The 19362-nt window shown below is 45.9% G+C and carries 13 protein-coding genes; 4 read left to right on the top strand and 9 right to left on the bottom strand.

Annotated elements, in window-relative coordinates; all coding sequences use genetic code 11:
- Positions 1 to 131 precede the first annotated feature (131 nt).
- On the top strand, positions 132 to 650 hold the full coding sequence (locus KHN79_RS21050) for a glycosidase (protein ID WP_182011171.1): 519 nt from the start codon (positions 132 to 134) through the stop codon (positions 648 to 650).
- An 88-nt stretch (positions 651 to 738) separates the two neighbouring features.
- The gene (locus KHN79_RS21045; RefSeq protein WP_182011172.1) at positions 739 to 2334 is read left to right on the top strand and encodes an alpha-amylase family glycosyl hydrolase; all 1596 of its coding nucleotides are present in this window, start codon (positions 739 to 741) and stop codon (positions 2332 to 2334) included.
- A gap of 386 nt (positions 2335 to 2720) precedes the next feature.
- On the opposite strand, the gene KHN79_RS21040 is transcribed toward KHN79_RS21045, so the two are convergent.
- From KHN79_RS21040 to pulA, 3 genes are all read right to left on the bottom strand, one after another.
- Positions 2721 to 3842: a hypothetical protein gene (locus KHN79_RS21040; RefSeq protein WP_182011173.1), complete on the bottom strand. Its 1122-nt coding sequence runs from the start codon at positions 3840 to 3842 to the stop codon at positions 2721 to 2723.
- 418 nt (positions 3843 to 4260) lie between these two features.
- Entirely contained in the window at positions 4261 to 6345 is a 2085-nt protein-coding gene (locus KHN79_RS21035) for an alpha-amylase (RefSeq protein ID WP_182011174.1), read from the bottom strand.
- A gap of 216 nt (positions 6346 to 6561) precedes the next feature.
- Positions 6562 to 10527 carry a pullulanase-type alpha-1,6-glucosidase gene (gene pulA, locus KHN79_RS21030; protein WP_182011175.1) on the bottom strand — a complete coding sequence of 1322 codons (3966 nt, stop codon included), beginning with the start codon at positions 10525 to 10527 and terminating at the stop codon, positions 6562 to 6564.
- A 672-nt stretch (positions 10528 to 11199) separates the two neighbouring features.
- Here pulA and KHN79_RS21025 point away from each other — a divergent pair.
- Positions 11200 to 12393: a tetratricopeptide repeat protein gene (locus tag KHN79_RS21025; RefSeq protein WP_182011176.1), complete on the top strand. Its 1194-nt coding sequence runs from the start codon at positions 11200 to 11202 to the stop codon at positions 12391 to 12393.
- Positions 12394 to 12582: 189 nt separating this feature from the next.
- Complete coding sequence (pdxY, locus tag KHN79_RS21020) at positions 12583 to 13452, top strand: pyridoxal kinase PdxY (protein WP_182011177.1); 870 nt, start codon at positions 12583 to 12585, stop codon at positions 13450 to 13452.
- Between the two features lie 66 nt (positions 13453 to 13518).
- Here the strand turns inward: pdxY and sstT are convergent, their stop codons facing one another.
- The 6 genes from sstT to KHN79_RS20990 form a co-directional block, all read right to left on the bottom strand.
- Positions 13519 to 14739: a serine/threonine transporter SstT gene (gene sstT / locus KHN79_RS21015; protein WP_182011178.1), complete on the bottom strand. Its 1221-nt coding sequence runs from the start codon at positions 14737 to 14739 to the stop codon at positions 13519 to 13521.
- 389 nt (positions 14740 to 15128) lie between these two features.
- Complete coding sequence (gene rsgA / locus KHN79_RS21010; RefSeq protein ID WP_182011179.1) at positions 15129 to 16205, bottom strand: ribosome small subunit-dependent GTPase A; 1077 nt, start codon at positions 16203 to 16205, stop codon at positions 15129 to 15131.
- Between the two features lie 319 nt (positions 16206 to 16524).
- On the bottom strand, positions 16525 to 16827 hold the full coding sequence (locus KHN79_RS21005) for a PTS glucose/sucrose transporter subunit IIB (RefSeq protein WP_182011180.1): 303 nt from the start codon (positions 16825 to 16827) through the stop codon (positions 16525 to 16527).
- Positions 16828 to 16941: 114 nt separating this feature from the next.
- Positions 16942 to 17541, bottom strand: coding sequence for an SCO family protein (locus KHN79_RS21000; RefSeq protein WP_182011181.1), 600 nt, complete (start codon positions 17539 to 17541; stop codon positions 16942 to 16944).
- Positions 17542 to 17550: 9 nt separating this feature from the next.
- Positions 17551 to 17976, bottom strand: a complete 426-nt coding sequence (locus KHN79_RS20995; protein WP_182011182.1) for a hypothetical protein — start codon at positions 17974 to 17976, stop codon at positions 17551 to 17553.
- A gap of 147 nt (positions 17977 to 18123) precedes the next feature.
- Positions 18124 to 19041, bottom strand: a complete 918-nt coding sequence (locus KHN79_RS20990; RefSeq protein WP_182011183.1) for a DUF368 domain-containing protein — start codon at positions 19039 to 19041, stop codon at positions 18124 to 18126.
- Between the last annotated feature and the right edge of the window lie 321 nt (positions 19042 to 19362).

Genomic DNA, 19362 nt, shown 5'->3' with positions numbered 1-19362 from the left:
TTTATTGCGCATTTAGTTACGCTTTTCACATATCAAGAAATTCACATTTAATATATTGTTTAATTAAGTTCATAATATATCCAGTTGTAGTTTTATTGATTATTAGTTTAATAAAAATAAAAGGATATAACGTGAAAAAAACTATTCTAAATGCAGCATGCGCTTTAGCTGCTGTATCCATTCTATCTGCTTGCTCTTCAACATCATCAGAAAACAGTGCACAAGATGAAGTTAATTCTACTGTTGCTTTTACTAGCATGAACATAGGAATGATGACCAATTGTGATTTACCTGATTCAAGTGATGTTGGTCCTCTCTCCAAAGACATCTTCGTAGTTGGTAGTTTCCCAAATGCCGATTGGAAGCATGTAGCAGAGCGTAAACTCACTTATAAAGGCAACAACATTTATCAAGTTATTACTACTGAAGAGACTGGTAGCTATAAAATGCAATATGCGGCTGCCCAGTGGAGCCCGCAATTTACCGCAAAAGGTAAAGTGCTAACGGTGTCAGAATTAAATGAACTTACCTACGGTGGCTACGGAACCGATACTAAAGTTGACATTAAAGAGCCGGGTAAATATCTATGGAGCCTGGAGTTTAAAGACAGCGGTGAGCCATATTCAATAATGGTTTCTAAATGCCAATAATATTCTAATAAGTGATTTTATTTTCGATTTTTATTTTATTAGCCCCAGCATGAAAGCGTGTCGGGGCTAATTTTTTTGGGAGAGTTTCATGAATAAGCATTTATACAAATCTGTCTTAGCATTTGCAGTCGCTGGGGGATTACTTGGTTGTAACTCATCCGGTGGTGACAGCGGTGAAACTGTGTTGCCTGAGGCGACTTATGCATGCCAAACTAATGTACTTGAACAGAGTAATCACATCCGTACTTATCAGATTATGGTGGAGAGCTTCGTCGATGGTGATTCCAGTATCGGCCATGGTACAGGCTATGGTACCAGCCATCACAATGGTGATTTACAAGGTATCATTGATTCACTGGATTACATTCAAGAGTTGGGCATGAATGCCATTTGGCTGACACCTATCTTCGAATCAGAAGCGATTGAAGGACAAGATCACTGGGCAGATCGCCTGGACGCAACAGGCTACTACGCAACTGATTACTTCACAGTTGACCCTCGTTTCGGCGACTTGGAAACGGCAAGAACCTTAGTAAATGAAGCGCATAAACGAGGGCTGTATGTCTTTTTTGATGGCGTATTTGGTCACCATAAAGCAGGGCTGATCAAGCCATCACCTTCTGGTTTACTGCCGTCTGGCTCAAGCAACCCGGTTGATTACCCAGCGAGTCTCGACTTTTACAAAGAAGTCGCTACCTATTGGGTTAACGAGCTGAAAATAGATGGCTGGCGTTTGGATCAGGCGTATCAGGTGCCGACGGATGCATGGACACAGTTGCGCCAAGCAGTCGATGAAGCCTCGCAAAGTGTGACGTACACCAACAGTGAAGGTGAACAGGTTAACCCTCTTGGTTATATGGTCGCTGAAATCTGGAAAGGGGAGTCAGATATCGCTGATGACGCCTACGGTACAGAAAGTGATCCAGCTCTGTGTTCTGCGTTTGATTTCCCGATGCGCTACCGCATAGTGGAAACCCTGGCGGTAAATGAGAGCGGCGTTGGAGGCAGAGGAGCAGACTGGCTAGACAATGGCTATCAAACTCACAATCAATATCCTACTCACGCGCAGCCAAACCTGATGATTGGTAACCATGATTTAGTGCGCTTTGGTGACTTGTTACAGCGAGGTGGGCTAGCTGATGTGAATGATGCGGAATACTGGTTACGTCACAAAGCAGCGTTTGCTTTCCAGGCAGCCTATACAGGGCCGATAACCTTGTATTACGGGGATGAAATTGGTGATCAAGTAGATGGCTTTGCGGCACAAGAGGATATCAATAGTTGTGCGGTCGTAGGACTCTGCGATGACCACGTTGCCAGAAGCAGTGCAAAAATAGAAGGTATTACTGCTACGCTAGATGCTAATCAGGCTGATCTTAAAGATTATGTTCAGTCTTTGATGACGATGAGAGCAGCGCATCCGGCTTTGTATCAAGGCTCACGTACAAATTTGTTAGCGAGCAATGGTAGTTATGTCGACTTAAAAACGTCTGGTACTGATCAGGTGTTGTTTGCGCTGAACACCATAGAAAGCACAACAACTTTGGTGTTGAGTGAGGATGCTGTCGGTAGTAATCAAGATCTGGTCGATCTCCTTACAAATGAGACAATCTCATTGAGTGATGGTCAGTATCAAATACCGATGTCACCTTTACAAGGTCGGTTCTTTGCCGTAGCCCAGTAAAATCCATTTATATACCCAAATAACCTCAAGATGCTAGGTTCAGCGAGAATGACTTGGTTCACAGACGCGGCAACGATTTGAAGATCTAGTGGTTCTAAATCAAAAATCGTTAACAAAGTCTGTGAGCTAAGGCAACTCGCCCTTCGGGAGCGTGTCACTGGCCCAATTTCTGCGTCAAATAACTTGGAAAGAGCTAGCTATTCCGCTGCGTTACTTTCCTAGAACTTGAACCAGTGACAACGCTCTGAATCCTGCATCTTGAAGTCATTTGGGTATAAAACATAGGCCAGGTGCTGTTGCCAATTAGCAAGGCACCACTTGGCTTATGTTATGGTGAAAACAGACTCTAGTCTTAACGTTAATGCGGTGATGAAGCGACAAACACACTAGCCAAACGTTTTTACGCGTTCCCACTCGTCTTTTAATATTTCTTGCGTAATGGCAATGATATCGTCATTAATCTTTGATGGTGATTTCTTCGCTTCAACAGCAACCATTGTTCTGTCCAGTAACTTACTCAGTATCTGTGCTTTTTCTTCATTTGGATTAATGAGTAAATGAATTTTAGTATAGAGTTGCTCTGTGTCTTGGACTGCCTTGTTATAGGTACAAGACCAGTGATACAGCTCTTTCATCACAAACTGCGGGTCATTCATGTCAGTCAGAATATCTTCACAGCCGTCTTTAATTTTGTGCAGATCCCAAATAGCGTTAGTTGCGGAAACAAAGTTGGCGACCTCTTCTCTTAAAGAGTGCATCCATTTTTGGCGGCTTTCTGCGACCACTTTGGCTTTTTCAAACTCTACATCAACGGTTGGTTGCTGCATCGGCATTAATGGTTGAGAAGTGGACTGTGCCAACTGAGCCGCTTTTTTGATCTGTCTGCGGTTAGTTAAGAACAAGAAAACCGTGGTTAAGAAAAATACCAGCACCATGAGCCAGTCGGTACTGAACGGAAGATGAAAATCAAACTGCGTCGGTGTTTCAGTGACAGCGACAGTGTCGACTGACGGTGTTATCAAAGCCTCATTCAGTGCATGATCCTTAATCGTGCGGCTTTCTCCGCTGCTAGCTGATATGGATTTCTCTGGATAGTGGTGTTCACTCTCATTTACCGCAACTAAATCTGTTATCTCAGTTTCTTTTGCTTTCGTGGAGTGGGTTTCTAACAGCGTTGCTTCGGTGCTCGTCTCGGTTGTCACTGAGTCATTCGCAGCGATATCGCTTATTGATGTTGATTGATCTGCTTTCGACGTGGTTACTGGCAGGGTGGTTTGCGTATCCATACCTGAGTATTGACCAACACTTTCAGAGATTTCCGATGCAGTAGAGGTTACCTTTGCCGTTTGGTCAGCGATTACTTCAGGTTCTTCAGTATCAGTTGCTTCTGTTGTGCTTAGCACGGACTCATCGAACTGGTTGAGAGGGGTTGATGACTCTGCTTCTGGCGCTTCAGCTGGACCTGCATCATTGTTTATTTCTAAAGTATTGGTGTGCGAAGCGCTCATTATGTAAAACCCCGATAGTGTTGTGACCAAGTTAGCAGGCGCCATTCTGCCGAAATTTGTCCGGATATAATGTAGACCTTTACAGCGTTTCTTATCAGAAAAGGATGAAAAGGCAAAAAGTGATGGATTGCTTTGAGTCAAATGAAGCTATTCAGGGATATGTCGTTGAACGATGTTTTTTTGTCATTCCAGCGAGCCTAGGAATCTAATCGCAGCGCGCTGAGCGGTTAATGAAACGATTTCGACCATAAAGCGCTAGGATAGAAGATCCTGTATCACGCTCCTTCGTCGCTGTACAGGATGACGAGATACAGAAATATGCCACTCGCTGTTAGACGAGCGGCATTAGACCATGTGGTTAGGGAGGGAGTGTAAGAGACAGGTTTACGCTTCACTTATTGGAAGATAAACGTGTGTGCTATTCGCCAGTGTAGACAATTAGCACTTTGTCTTCTTGATACTCGCGCTCGAACGCGTAGTACCCGTCCTGATTTCGCGTAATGTGTTTACCTTGAGCAACCGCTGGATGGCGTTTCCGGAACTCGCCAAGTTTTTGCCAGTGTTGAAGTAAGTCTTCACGCTCGCCATTGATCTTATCCCATGGCATATCGGAACGGGTTCCCTGGTGGGTGTCTGATCCTGTATGACCAAAATCACGGGCAACTTCGTCACCGTAATAGATTTGTACTGCGCCTGGTGCCAGCATTAGTGCATTGGCGGCACGAGCTTGATCATCAAAGCTGCGACTGCGTGCAGACCAGAACAGTTGCGTGTCGTGGGAAGAGAGATAACTCAACACATTGAACTCAGGGTCGTTATTGATTTGCTCTGCGTAACGTCGGTAATCACTGTCCAGATTGGCGAAACACTTGAGCGCTTTTGGCGCGACATCAGACTGGAATTCAAAGTTGATAATCGAGTCGAATCCGTTATCGAAATAAGGGCTTTTCACTACACTGTGCGCCCAGACTTCGCCTGTCATCCAGAACGGTAAATCATCCAGTGTTTTATCCGGGTTACTTTGCTTCCACTCCGCCAGTGCTTGTGTGGTGCTCGTTTTCAGCTCTGTCCAGGCTTCCATTTCGACGTGTTTTGCAGTATCGACGCGGAAGCCGTCAATGCCGTAGTCGCGTACCCAATCGGATAACCAGGTGATCAGGTGCTCACGTGGCGTTTGCAGTTCATCACGCGCATAGGTGTCCTTATTGCGGAAGAAGTTAGGCAAGCCCGTTTTGTCAGTCGACTCGGTTTTTAGATCCGGTAAATAGTTGAGAGACATGGTGATGTCGTTATACCCCGGTGCGTCGTAACTGCCGATGTCGGTGCGAATCCACTCTTTACCCCACCATTTTTCCCACGCTTCACTGTCACTGTACTTGATGTAGTCGTTGAAGCTATGCCAGCTCTGACCTGACTTAGGCTGCCAGTCGGTCCAGTTTTCACCCAGAACGTCTTTCGCTTCCTGAGCATCAAGGTAAAGCTGACCAAAACCAAATTCCTGCATGTCGGCTAGGGTTGCATAGCCAGTGTGGTTCATTACCACATCCCAAACGATGCGAATGCCTTTCTTATGTGCAGTATCGACGAAGGTACGCAACTCATCTTCGGTACCCATATTGGCGTCGAGCTTCGTCCAGTCTTGATGGTAGTAACCGTGGTAGCCATAATGCTTGAAGTCACCTTTGTCTCCGCCGCCAACCCAGCCGTGGATCTGCTCCAGTGGTGATGTGATCCAGATTGCGTTGACGCCCAGAGATTCAATGTAATCGAGCTTTTGGGTCAGGCCGGCTAAGTCACCGCCATGGAAGGTGCCGATCTCAAACTTACCGTCGTTACTGCGGCCATAGCTGTGGTCATTATCCGGGTTACCATTGTAAAAACGGTCGGTCATAACGAAGTAAACGGTGGCGTTATCCCAGCTAAATGGCTTCGTTGATTGTTGGTCAACTTTTTCAAGTAACAGCAATCCTTGACTCATCGGGCCCGGCTGCATGGTCACGCTACCGTTTGTAACTGTTGCTTCTTGTCCGCTGAGCGCATCGCGAACTAAGGTTCCGTCACTAAAGGTTTCGGAAACCTTGATGGTTTTAGCCGTGTCGGTTGCGACAGGGCAAGAGTAGGCCATGTTCTGGGATTGCTTTGGTTTTATTTTAACAGTCAGCTCATTGGTCGCAGGGTTGAGCGTAAACTGGTAGGTATTAGCTTTGAATATGCGCAGCGGAATGTTGGTATCCATTGCGCAGTTGTCCATTTTTAATGGTGTATTGAATTTGATGCGGCTTTCTTCTGCCAGAGCAAAGCTGTTACCACAGGTCTGTTTGTTGTCGGCAATAGTAAAAGTGTAACTGCCTTTGTCCAGTTTTTGCTCCGCAATAAGCAAACCTTGGGCGTTTTGTTCAAATACGGCTTGTTCTTCACCGACGCTCAGTAAGATGGCATTTTCTGGTATTTGGCTACAGGCGCTGAGTAGTCCGACAGAGAGTGCAAGAATGGTTTTTTTCATTGTGTTCTTTCCCCGAATGACTAGGGTATGTTGACCTAGCGTATTTATAACAAAAAGGTGCCTCTACAATCCGAGCGTTGCACCAATAAGTTAAACTTATCTCACCCTACAAATTTTTGTCTTGTTCACAAAAATAAGAATAAATTATTCTTAATATCATAGAATTAGCAATAAAAAGGGAAGCCGATGCTTCCCTTTTTTGTGTTGTTAACTCAATCAGTTTTGAGTAACTGTCACGATTGGTGCTGATGTATCTGCCGCATTGAAGTGGAAGTTGTAGCTTCCGTCTGCTGGTACAGTGATAACGATGTTACCGCTTGAGCCACCTGCTTCCATAGTCAGTGGTGTGCCGAATTCGATCTCACCTTCACCACCAAAGTTAGTTGCGTCTGCCCAGTCTGCACTTGCTACCTTCATTTCGTAGGTACCCGCAGTTAGGTCGATATCTAACGAGTAAACATCGTTAGCAACATAGCTGAACTTCGCACTTTCAATGGCACCCCAACTTGCGTCGGTCACGTCACCACGTAGGTAAAGGTCTGTATCGCCGAACGTTGCCACGTCAGCAACCTCTGTAACGGTTACTACAGGGTTTTCTACACTTTCATCTTGAACGTTCAGCGCGTTCAGTGTGAAGTTGTATTTACCTGTTTCTGCGACCGTTAGAGTACAGTTGTCACCCGTACCAAGATCCAGTGAGCCACTACCTTGGTCAGCGACGCTACAGCCGATGTTCGGGTTAGACCAACTTTCGTCAGCAAACTTGAACTCATGTTCGCCCGCTTCCAATACGCCTGTTACCGAGTAAATACCGTTTCCGATAAAGGTCATTGCCCAGTCCGCGCTGTCAGCCCAGTCGTTCATTGTGCCTTTCACGTAAACTACTGTTTCACCGTAAGGAGGGATGCTCGATACGTCTTTGTTGGATGTATCTACCGGTAGACCTGCTCCTTGCGCGCCGGACTGAGGCTGGACAAACACTGCCGTTGTCAGCGCTGGTACAGTGAAGGTTTCACCAGAGAAGCTTGCGCCTTTTACAACAGAATCAGCAGAGTCTTGCTGAATAGCGTGAAGTTCAAAGCCACTCGCACCTGTTACCTTAAACGATTTTTCCTCTGCAGAAGCGTTAACCACGGCGACAATTGCATCGTAGTTTGGATCTAAGTCTGTACCTGCAGATACGCCGTCATCGATAGACATGACGATTAGGCCTGCGACTTGGTCTTGTCCCACGTTGCGGAAGTCGACACGGTTCATGACTTCTTGAGCGGTATCCAGACGGAACAGTTCGCTTGAACTACGGATTTTCAGTAGTTCCAGGAATTGCTGTTTGGTTAGCTCAATGTCAGTCATAGAAGGCATCGCTGTGCTGTCGCTGATGATCGTTTTGATAAGATCCCAGTTATCGCCATCTTTGTCTTCACGAGGCAGACCTACGTTCCAGTTGTTGTCACTGCCGTCGAAGAAGACGCGGTTGAACCAGTCACCAGAGTCGTAAGAGTCGCGCTGCATCGATTTCGAGCGCAGTAACTCAGAGCCCATGTGGATGAAAGGAATACCCTGACCCAGCATTACCGTTGATAGCGAGACAGACTGCATACGAGCGCGTTCAGCAGAGCTTGTACCTGTCTCGATCTTGTAGGCGTTGTTATCCCAAAGTGTCTGGTTATCGTGCTTAGACACGTAAGAGATATTTTCAGAAGGATATTTCGTATAGCCAGCAGGCGCACCGTTGTAGTCTACGTTCTTACCAAGTTTAGTCTCACCGGTGTAATCCAGCAGCACGAACTCAGCCAGGTTACCCGCCATACCCAGACGTACGATGTCTTGATTGTGCAGACGACCATTCACAGAGTCAGTATCCGTTTTGGTTTCTTCGTTAGCATAAGCGGCGTTACCAAAACCTTGGTTGTAGCGAAGTGAGTGGCTGCCATCGGTATCGACACCACCATCGAACGGACCACCACCACGCACTGCATCACGCAGACGGTCAGAGAACGTACCAATCTCGGTACCTGCCATGTTTAGCTGCGTAGCTTGGTCAAATATTGTGTCGTTGGCGACTTCACCAAAGTCCCAACCTTCACCGTAGAACAGCGTGTTAGGGTCAATGGCACGGATCTGTTCCAGAGCGTAAACCATCACATCTTTTGGCTGGTGACCCATCAAGTCAAAACGGAAACCATCGACTTTGTAGTCCTCTGCCCAAACTTTCAGCGAGTCAACCATAAGTTTACCCATCATCAAGTTTTCTGTGGCCGTGTTGTCACAGCAGGTTGAGGTTTCTACATCGCCGGTGTTTACGTTCAGACGGTGGTAGTATCCCGGTACGATTTTATCCAGAACGGACTTTTCATTTATACCAGAGGCATTGGTATGGTTGTAAACGACGTCCATTACCAGTTTCAGTTCCATCTTATGCGCGGCTTGAACCATCTGACGGAATTCAAGAATACGCTGAGCGCCATTAGCGTCTGTCGCGTAGCTGCCTTCAGGCACCGTGTAATGGAATGGGTCGTAACCCCAGTTGAAGCTATCCAGACCGCGCAGATCACCCATCAGAGCCTGAGCGTCGCTTGACGCAGGGTCATAGCTATCAAGTACAGCTTCAATGGTTTTCGCTTCGTCTTCTTCGCTACAGATTGTTGCATCAGGATTGATACCACACAGTTTGCCGACGGTATCCGTAATGTCGACACGGTTGTCTTCGTCTTCATCTATGGTTGCGATATCAAACGCAGGCAGGATGTGCAGTGTAGTCAGACCCGCATCTTTCAGCTCTTGAAGGTGAGAGACGGACTCACGATCAGCTTCGGTCAGTGCAAGGTATTTGCCATTGTATGCTGCGGTACCCTGAGTATCGCTGAAACTGAAATCACGCAGATGTGATTCGTATAATACGTGATCTTCATCTTTTGCTAGTGTCGGACGCTCGTAACTTGCCCATTCTGATGGCATTAAGCTCGCATCGTCTAGGTCGACAACTTGTGAGTAACGAGAGTTCTCAGACAAGCTCAATGAGTAAGGGTCTGTGACCAGAGTCGTTTCCACAACGCCCGTTGTCGGGTGATAAACGGTCACTTGGTAACGGTAGAATTTGTTTAAGACGCCACTTTGTGATTCAGATGCCCAAATACCTGTAGTACTGTCTTCGGTCATGGTTACCGTTGACTCTTCTGTCAAATTCTCATCGTAAATGATCAGAGATACTTCCTGAGCCGTTGGTGCCCACAGTTTAAAGGTTGCAGCACTTCCTTCTACGATAGCCCCCAGCTCTTGGCCGATAGCGTTACCGGTGTCGGCATCTGCAAATACGGCGTCCAGCACGCCTGCTTTCTGAACTTCAGTCGCTGAAATGACATCGCCAGAGGAGTTGTAAGCCACCATGACAATTTGTGACTTCAGAATGGTTCGTAGCGTAGCGTCATCAACGTTAATCCCTGCAGCTTGCAGGCTGGACAGATGACGGAATCGCGTTTTGAGTTCGTCAGAAAGATCACCTTCACTGGTCAGCTCTATCGCTGTGCCTCCGGTGATCTGCTTGTCCGCATCCATCTGGATGTCGTTGGTCAGGCTGTAGTAAAGCTTCATAGAATCTGCGCCTGAAGCTGCCTCCCACGCTATGGTCGTCGCATCCAGCCAGTGTGCTTTCTGGCCGTCAACGTCTACCGGGCGATCTGCAATCGGCTCGTAGTAAAGTTCGCTGCTACCATGGAAGCCAAACACACCTTTGGATTCACCCAGTTTAGTCAGCTCTACTTTAGAGTTCGCGCTGCCGAATGCTTTGTCATCGCCATTGTGCAGGATGAAGTTCATACACTCGTAAGGATCAGAAGCGTCAGGATCGACTTTTAGTACGTAGTAAGCGCCGTAAGTTTCGCTGATACCATCGTATGCGCGAGGAGATGACCAGTCAGTGCCACTACCTGCAATGCTCATGGCATCTAAGTCAGTACTGGTACAGCCTTCGCCATTCCAAAGGTGTAAGCCCCAGCCGTCATAGTCGCTGGTGTCTCGTTTGTAATAGATAACGACTTCATTCTCACCTGCAGAGTACAGGGCATCGCTAATATCGTCGTTAATGGTACCGGTGTCACTGCCACAACCGCCGATCACCGCAACGGAGATCAAAGGCAGCACGGTTTTGGCAACCGTTGATAATTTGAATGTTTTTTTGTCCACGTTTACATATCCGTTTTTATTGAATTGATATAAAGGAACGCTGGCTTTCTGGTTTAAAAATGGCCTGATAGCAACGGCTCCTAGCTGGCAAAATGCCTAAAGGAAATGTTCAGATAAATGCTAGTACATTGAATAATCAGCAAAATGTGAGAGTGGGCAGCTAAGTTTTTTACAAGTGAAAATTTTCTTACACAATCGATTTGCTTCACAAATTCAATGATAATGCGAGCGCATAGTGAGAGGTTGCACACAGCATTAAAAAGTGAAATTCAGTAGGAGTAGATAGGGGGGATGACAGAGGAGGAGAACATCTCAGCCCCAAAAGCGTGACAACCTTCTACAAAAAGGAAGATGATATTTTTTAACGAGAAATAAGTGGCGGTGATGCCATAGAGTGTTGAAGTGAGTGTTCGTTATTTGATCGGAAATAGTTTGATATCTGTACCATCTACTCTTATCACTTTTACTTACCGAACTGTTATAGAGATGCGGATAACGTTCTCTACTTCTATTTGGAAGGCAGCCTTTAATACGAAGTAATATCGATTACTGTGACTCTAAACTTAAGGTTTTCGGCCAATGGCCGATATAGTATGTAAGCAGCGAAACTAGCTGGAAACTGTAAATTTTAAGGGGCGTCAATAGAGGCTCCAGTAAGCAAAGAGGCAATTTATGAGTAGTATGGGCATTGCTATTGTGGCAACTGGCCTGTCTCTTGTCCTGATACTTGTGTGGATGATCTCGTTATCGATGCGAAAGCAGCGTCTTGAAACCGAGAGGAAAGCCCGTGAGGCCGCTTACCGTAAGACGATGCAAAGAGCTCGTGAACAAGAGCTTCAGGAGCGTGAGTTCAAAGCGGAGACGGGGCATATTCCAACAATTCTGTTCCTGGCTAAAGAAGCGGAAAGAGGCAATATCAAGCAAGCTCTGTACTGGTACGACAAAGCAGCAAAAATGGATAATGTCAGTGCTATGTATGGCATTGTCCGGCTCAGTGAGCGTATGCGTGAGGATGTGATTCTTAAAGAGCAGGCCAACTTCTGGCGCACAGCGATAGCAGGTATGGAAGGGGATGCAGACGCGAAGTTTACAACGGGTAAAGCGTTGGTGTTCGGCCGTGGTGTGGAGAAGAATGAGACGAAAGGCCTTGAGCTGATTGAGGCGGCAGCCGACGAAGGTTGCGTAGACGCGTTGTTATATATGGGAGAGTGGCAGCTTTCTCCGGAAAATACTTCAGGTCAGAGAGCAGACGCCCTTTATTGGTTTAAGAAAGCCGCAGCTAAGGGGAGCCCCGCAGGTAAAACTCAGGTGGGCTTGTGTTATATCAAAGGAATCGGTGTTGAGAAAAGTCTGCTGAAAGGTCGTTATTGGCTTGAAAGAGCAGCAGAAAGTGGCAGTGCTCAAGCGATGTATCATGCAGGTGAAGCCTGGAAAGATTCGAGCAGAACCGGCAACGCGATTGCTTACATCTGGCTGTTCCTGGCGGCTAATCTTGGTTATGAACCCGCGCGTATGTCACGTGATAAAGTTGCAGCTAATATTGGTGTGGATATCGTTGTCGGACTGCAGGCAATTGCTAAACCGTTGCAAAGAAAGTTAACGACCGGGTCGGTAAAAAAACACGCCATCATACGTGTGCTGAACAAGATCTATAAACGCTCACCATACTTTCCCGATGACGGTGAGTTAAGTGAAACCGAGGTCGGTGAACTTACGCCAGAACAAGATATGTTTAATGAAGGGCATGTGGCTGATTTTGAACATGAGTTGGTTACGGATGAGAAAGACACTAAGTCACAACCATTTAGTCCGCCGCAGCCTTCTAAAGATGCTCTCGATTTTACGCAACCCTTTCGTCAGCCCTGAATTTTAAGAAGCCTCTAATTAAAGAGGCTTTTTTGTGCCTGTTCAGTCGGGCAAAAATTAATGACAGAGCTAACGTGGTTAAGATTAGAGTTAGACAATCTTTTCGAGTCGGATACACTACCAGCTTAGCAAAACCGGCGCTTGCCGCAGTCTTTGAATTATCGATAACAACAATAAGAGGACAGATAGATGGAAGGTATCCTCTCCATACAGTCACATGTTTCTTTTGGTCATGCTGGTAACAGCAGTGCCGTTTTCCCTATGCAGCGTATGGGGTTTGAAGTATGGCCGATTCATACCGTGCAATTTTCTAATCATACCCAATATGCAGAAGGTTGGACTGGCCGCGCATTTTCAGCAGATGACATCAGTGAACTCGTTCGTGGTTTGGGAAACATTGGTGCGCTGGATAAATGTCAGGCGGTGCTAACCGGCTATCAGGGTAGTGCTGAACAGTGCCTTGCAGTAGAAGAAACGGTTAATAAAGTGAAAAGTGAAAACTCACAAGCGCTTTATGTCTGTGATCCAGTGATGGGAGCGCCGGATAAAGGTTGCATCGTTGCTCCGGGGATCGCTGAAAACCTGTTAACGCGCCTGATGCCAATGGCAGATGTGGTCGTGCCAAATCAGTTTGAACTTAGTCAGTTTGCAGAAATGGAAATCGAGACGTTAGAAGACGCAGTCGAAGCCTGCAAGCGAGCTTTGGCAAAAGGACCAAAAGTCGTTTTAGTTAAACATCTTTATTGCCTGGAAAACGGTAGCTTCAATATGCTGCTTGCGACACAAGAAGCGATTTATCTGGCCAAACGACCACATTTTGAATTTGCTAAACAACCAGTTGGTGTGGGCGATTTGATATCTGCAATTTTTACAGCAGGACTTTTGAAAGGCTGGAGCCCTAAACAGGCATTTCAGCACTGCCATGATGCTTGCTACGGCGTGCTGAGCACCACTTATCAAGCGGGCGAGTGGGAGTTACAAACTATTGCAGCGCAACAAGAGTTTGTTGAGCCAAGCAAACATTTCCCGATAGAAGAAGTGACCTTAACGGAAGCTTAATCGATACAGGTACAAAAAAGGGGGGAGCCAGTTGGCTCCCCCCCTTTTTATTGAATCTTAATCAGATTATTGCTGTTCTTTCTGGTGCTCTGAACGGCAAACTGCAGCTGTAAAGACAACGTCTGTAGAACTGTTTAGCGCAGTCTCTGCAGAGTCCTGAATTACACCGATAATAAAGCCTACTGCGACAACCTGCATTGCTACGTCGTCTGAAATACCGAACAGGCCACATGCAAGAGGAATCAATAGAAGAGAACCACCCGCAACCCCTGAAGCACCACACGCAGACACCGCTGCAACGATGCTTAGAAGCAGAGCTGTCATTAGGTCAACTTCAATACCCATAGTATGCACAGCGGCCAATGTTAGTGTTGTGATAGTGATTGCAGCACCGGCCATGTTGATAGTTGCGCCCAGAGGGATTGATACAGAGTAAGTATCTTCATCAAGTTTTAGCTTTTCACACAGCGCCATGTTTACAGGGATGTTTGCTGCACTTGAACGGGTAAAGAATGCCGTCACGCCACTTTCACGCAGACATTGCAACACCAATGGGTATGGGTTCTGTTTGGTTTTGAAGTAAACAATTGCAGGGTTCACTATCAATGCGATGATAAACATTGCACCAAGAAGAACGGCAAGCAGGTGTGCGTAGCTTGCTAACGCGCTGAAACCTGTTGTTGCGAATGTAGAAGCAACCAAGCCAAAGATACCAAAAGGCGCCAGACGAATAATGAAACGCACGATGTGTGACACACTGTGGCTAAGATCTTCGAATACCGCTTTTGTTGTTGCTGAAGCGTGGTGTAGCGCCAGACCAAGACCCACACCCCAGGCAAGAATACCAATGTAGTTTGCTTCTACCAGTGCATTTACCGGGTTGTCGACGATTTTAAACAGCAGCGTATGCAGAACTTCCGCAATACCTTGAGGAGGTGTCGCACCTTCAGCACCGGTTACAAGTGTCAAAGTGGTCGGGAAAAGAAAGCTCAGAACCACGGCTGATAGCGCTGCGAAGAATGTACCCATCAGGTACAGAACGACGATTGGGCGCATGTAAGTGTGCTGGTTTTTCTTTTGGTTTGCGATAGACGCTGCAACCAAAATAAACACAAGGATTGGGGCGATAGCTTTAAGCGCTCCAACGAATAAGCTACCAATCAGGCCAGCACTTTCAGCGTAACTTGGTGAAATTGTTGCCAGTAAGATACCTAAGACGATACCGACTAGGATCTGAAGAACGAGGTTACCACGAGCATATCGGGCAACGAGGCTGTTATGTTGCATACGTCATTCCTGCAATGGGTTGGCTAAGTGACGCAACAAAACTCAACATCTCACGGCGATGATGCCCTTGAATGGCAAGGGAGAGCAATGCTAAGCGTCACAAAGACACATGATTATCAATTATCCTGTTTTGTATATTCAGCCTTTGTAAGCTGAATAGCACACATCTTAGCTTGGTAATATTTTGTGTCTAGTTTTAGTTTGTTCTTAGACTGAATGTTTGCTCAATATTGCTAACGTAAGTATTTAATGTTGCGTGGTTTTGGGGTTTGTGAATGAAGATTTTGATAAAACTTGAAAGGGTCTATTAACTTTTTAAACAAAACTAACAATAAAAGATTAACAGACCCTGCAGGAGGCTTGCGCCTTTTTAATGGTTTAAAACAGATTTAGTAACTTTGCTGTCTTTTGCGTTTCTCACTCATTACGCTACGTACCATTTTTCCAAACTGCTTATCTTTGTCCCTTTTTTCTGCCAGTGTCGCGCCATTGATGGCTTGCTCACGTAACAGTTTCTGATAGTTGTTTAACCTGCGTAATTCCAATCTGCCATCTTCGATAGCTGCCTGGACCTCACATCCTGGTTCTGACACATGCTGGCAATCACTAAAGTGGCAATGCTCGGCAAGCTCGGTAATGTCGGAAAAGGTTTCGCTGACCCCAGTCTCACAATCCGCCAGCTGGATCTCACGCATTCCGGGGGTGTCCATCAAAAGACCACCGGATGGTAAGATATGAATGGAACGTGAGGTGGTAGTATGGCGACCTTTACTGTCGTCCTCTCGGATATGGCTGGTGGCCTGTTCCTGCTGCCCGAGTAATGCATTAATGAGCGTCGATTTACCAACGCCGGACGAACCGATAAACGCGACCGTTTGGCCCTCGTTACACCAACTCATTAACTTAGCAACGCTGTGTGCCTCTAAGCCGTTAACGGTTTCGATAACCAGCAGTTGATCCAGTTTCTGTACCTGGCTTTTCAGCTCATCTGCGTTGTCGCAAAGATCAGCTTTGGACAGTACGATGACTGGCTCCACCTCAGCTTCGTGAACCAATGCCAGATACCTTTCAATACGGCTTAAGTTGAAGTCATGATTGAGAGAACAGACGATAAATACGGTATCGACATTAGCGGCAATAAGTTGCTCAGCCACTTTATCTCCAGCTGCTTTACGCGTGAACAAACTCCGGCGTTCAAGTAAACGGAGAAACTGCTGGTTGTTATCTAATATCACCCAGTCTCCGACAGTCATGCTGGGTAAAGAAGAGTGAGCATTCAGGTGAATCTGGCCACTTTCACCAGCTAATACATAGCCGCTACGGTGATGGGCAATCACTCGCGCAAACTGTGTATCTTCATAGTCATCTAAAGTCAGTTGTTGTTGGAAATACGGTTTCCAGCCTAAACGCTTTAGCGGATTTTCGGTTGAAGTTAGCGTTTCAAAAAATGTATGTGTTTTATTCATTGTTGAATTATCCCGGACGCAACAATGTACCTAATTACTATGTACGTAAATACAGTGCGCCTTAATACAATTTGCATTAGGGTCTAATTCGGAAAGATCTGACCCCGGTGAAAACCGGGCAATGAAGGGAAGGTTGTGGCTATGCCATAAAGATAGATTTTGGACGGTTACCCTTGCGATGCCCAGCTAGTATTTTGCATTACAATCATTTTTTGTCCTCTTTAGTTTGTTGGTAGTACTGGTTGAATAAGACTCGGAGAGTATAGTCACTTCCGTGCGATTACAACAGAAAAATTCCTGCTCACGAATCTCTTTATAGCTAGCTGCGGCTGCTCATCCGTTCTTCCATTAATTGCGAGTATGTGTTCGCTTTTAGTCCATAAATAATTTGGATGTGACGCTCATCTAACACTACTACACCGTGAGCTCCGTGTTCTTTCAGTGCTTTTTGATCAACGATTGCAGTAGAGTTGAGTGTCAGCCTCAGCCTTGTCGCGCAAGCGCCGGTTTCGAGAACGTTCTCAATGCCGCCTATTGCCGCTAGGATAGTGTCAACATCCTGATCCATATTTGGATTCACCTGAGTCAGGGATTTTAAAATGCGTTTTAAGCCTTCGAACATGCCTTTTCTATCTCTATTAAATGGAAATTATTTTATAACCTAATTAAACCCCACTATGTGAGGGGTAAAACACAGAATCGCATTTTGATTACGTAGTTGGTCTTTGTTTGAACTTTACTTCTCGGTGAGTTGGGTAATTGCCTCTACGATCGGTGCTGGGGACAGCGTGTGAGGGACTTTAGTAATCAAAGTTCCATCAGGTTTTAAGAAGTAAAAATAAGAGCTGTGATCTAAGGTGTATTTCAGCTCTGAGCCTTCCAGTTCTGTTTTGCGGAAAATCACGCCATAGCTGTGCGCCAGAGGGGTAGTTGTCTCTAATGGCGCTGACAGGCCTTCAATCATTGGGTGGAAGTAATGCGCGTATGTTGCTGAAGCATCTGCCTCATCACGTTCCGGGTCGAGAGAGATAAACATTGGACGTAGCTGAGCTTTTTGTTCGTCATCGATTTGATTCAGCGCTCCTGCCAGCATGGCGAGGGACGTCGGACAAACATCCGGACAACGGGTAAATCCAAAGTACACAATACGGATACGTGGATCATTTTCATCGAAGATATTAACGGCTTGGTTGCCCTCACCAAATAACACAGATTGTTCTGATTTTGTCGGTTCAGTTTGTTCAGCTGGGAGGTTTTCCTGGCTATCTAAATAGCTCTTAGCACCAAACCCGAGCACGAACGCGACTACGAGAAACAGGGACCAGTTTCGGCTCATATTGAATCCTTATCTTTGCATTTTAATGGCTGGATAAATGGTATTTTGTCCGTCGGTTAGCTCTCCGACCCAAGTCATAGACTCTTGCGTACAGACAGGCAAGATCACTTCGCCCGTGTATTGTCCCGGCGACACTTTTTTCAGAAGGAACTTAGGTTCACCCATTTCCATTTCGCGACCTGCAAGGCTCAGAACAAGTTGCTCTGCTTGCGTATCCTGCCATTCGACGGTGAACTGCGCCGGAACCAGCGGTTGCGCGCTATCAACATTGAGTGTCATAGAGACTTCTTGCTGAATGCAGGTTGTTGTCGAAAGAAAGCAGTATTCATCAAGCGGTTTAATTTCTGAAGGGGCCGACAAGCTTTTGATTAGAGTAGGGGCATAAAACCCTGCGACCAGTGCCACAGCGAGGCCTGTTATTTTTAACAGTTTCATTAAAGCTCAGCATTTATCACTTAACAAGACCTGCATCGTAGCACATCTGAATAGCGCACCACGAAATAAGTTCAAGAATTTGTGTCTGCCTTATTATTTTGAAAAAAAACGGAGCCGCTGGCTCCGCTTGTATTTGATTAGTAGAGTTTATTTACTCGAATCTGCGAACTTTTCAAGGCTCAGTACAAGAGCGATTGCCGCAAACATCATTACTACGGCGACTACGAGTTGTGATGGTTGAGAAGTAATGTGTTCATATTCAAACGGTGACAAGTTGTGCTGTAGCAGTGGTACCTGTTCACCCTTTGAATTGGTACGCCAAGTTAAGGTTTCTTTCCAGGGCCATATTTTAGGCAGTGTGCCGATCATCAAGCCAGTCAGGAACATGAGAGTCGCGTCTCGGAACTTGCGCAGCAGCCAGGATAACAAATGCGAGAAGGTCAGTAGGCCGATGACACAACCACACAAAAATAACGCCAGGATATCGATCTGGAATCCCTTAACTGCAGCTAACACAGGTGTATACATGCCAATCAATAACAAAATAAAACTGCCTGAAATACCCGGCAGGATCATGGCGCAAATCGCGATAGAGCCCGCAATAAGCGTGTTCAGCATAGTCGGTTCCATATGCAAAGGCTTAAGGACGGTAATGCAGTAAGCGAATGCCACGCCTGCGAGCAGGGTAATAAAGCGAATGGCATCGCGTTGCTCGACCTGTCGGATAATATGGTAGACCGAAACCAGAATCAGGCCGAAGAAGAACGACCAAATCGGAATCGGGTGTGTGCTTAGTAGCCAGGTGATCAGTTTTGCAAGCGTTCCGATACTGACGAAAATTCCCGAGAACAAAGCAAGCAAGAAAAAGCCATTAATATGATTAAATGCAGCTTTGAATCCTTCTCTTTTCCAGATGGTTAGAAGATAGGGATTGATCCGACGAATGCTCTCTAACAGCGTATCGTAGATACCGGTAATAAAGGCAATGGTACCGCCAGACACACCGGGAACCACATCAGCAGCTCCCATAGCGATTCCTTTGAAGAAGGTGATTAGATAGTTCATTTTTCTCCGGTTAAGGATTAAGTCGTTTGAATGGGAAAGAGTATACAAACGTTGCCAGCAAAAAAGTATGAAATAGTAGGTATAAGTCCGGCCAGTTGATTGTTTTGTGAACATTGAGCCTGTTAATCAGGCTTTGATACAACTGTCATTTATTTGATTGTTTTTGCTCATTCTCAATTTGCATTTGCAAAATGCAATCACGTTTCGTATTTTGCTACAAGTCTTACCAGTGAGAATTTGTAAATGTGATCGTTAGCACGCAAATAAACCTTTTATTATTGGCATGATATATGCATAATTGTCGGCGACCCTTCTTAAGCC

The sequence above is a fragment of the Vibrio sp. B1FLJ16 genome (assembly GCF_905175385.1).
In the GTDB taxonomy this organism is placed as follows: domain Bacteria; phylum Pseudomonadota; class Gammaproteobacteria; order Enterobacterales; family Vibrionaceae; genus Vibrio.
Note: the sequence above shows the minus strand (reverse complement) of the source record. Positions and strands in the feature narration are given on the sequence as shown.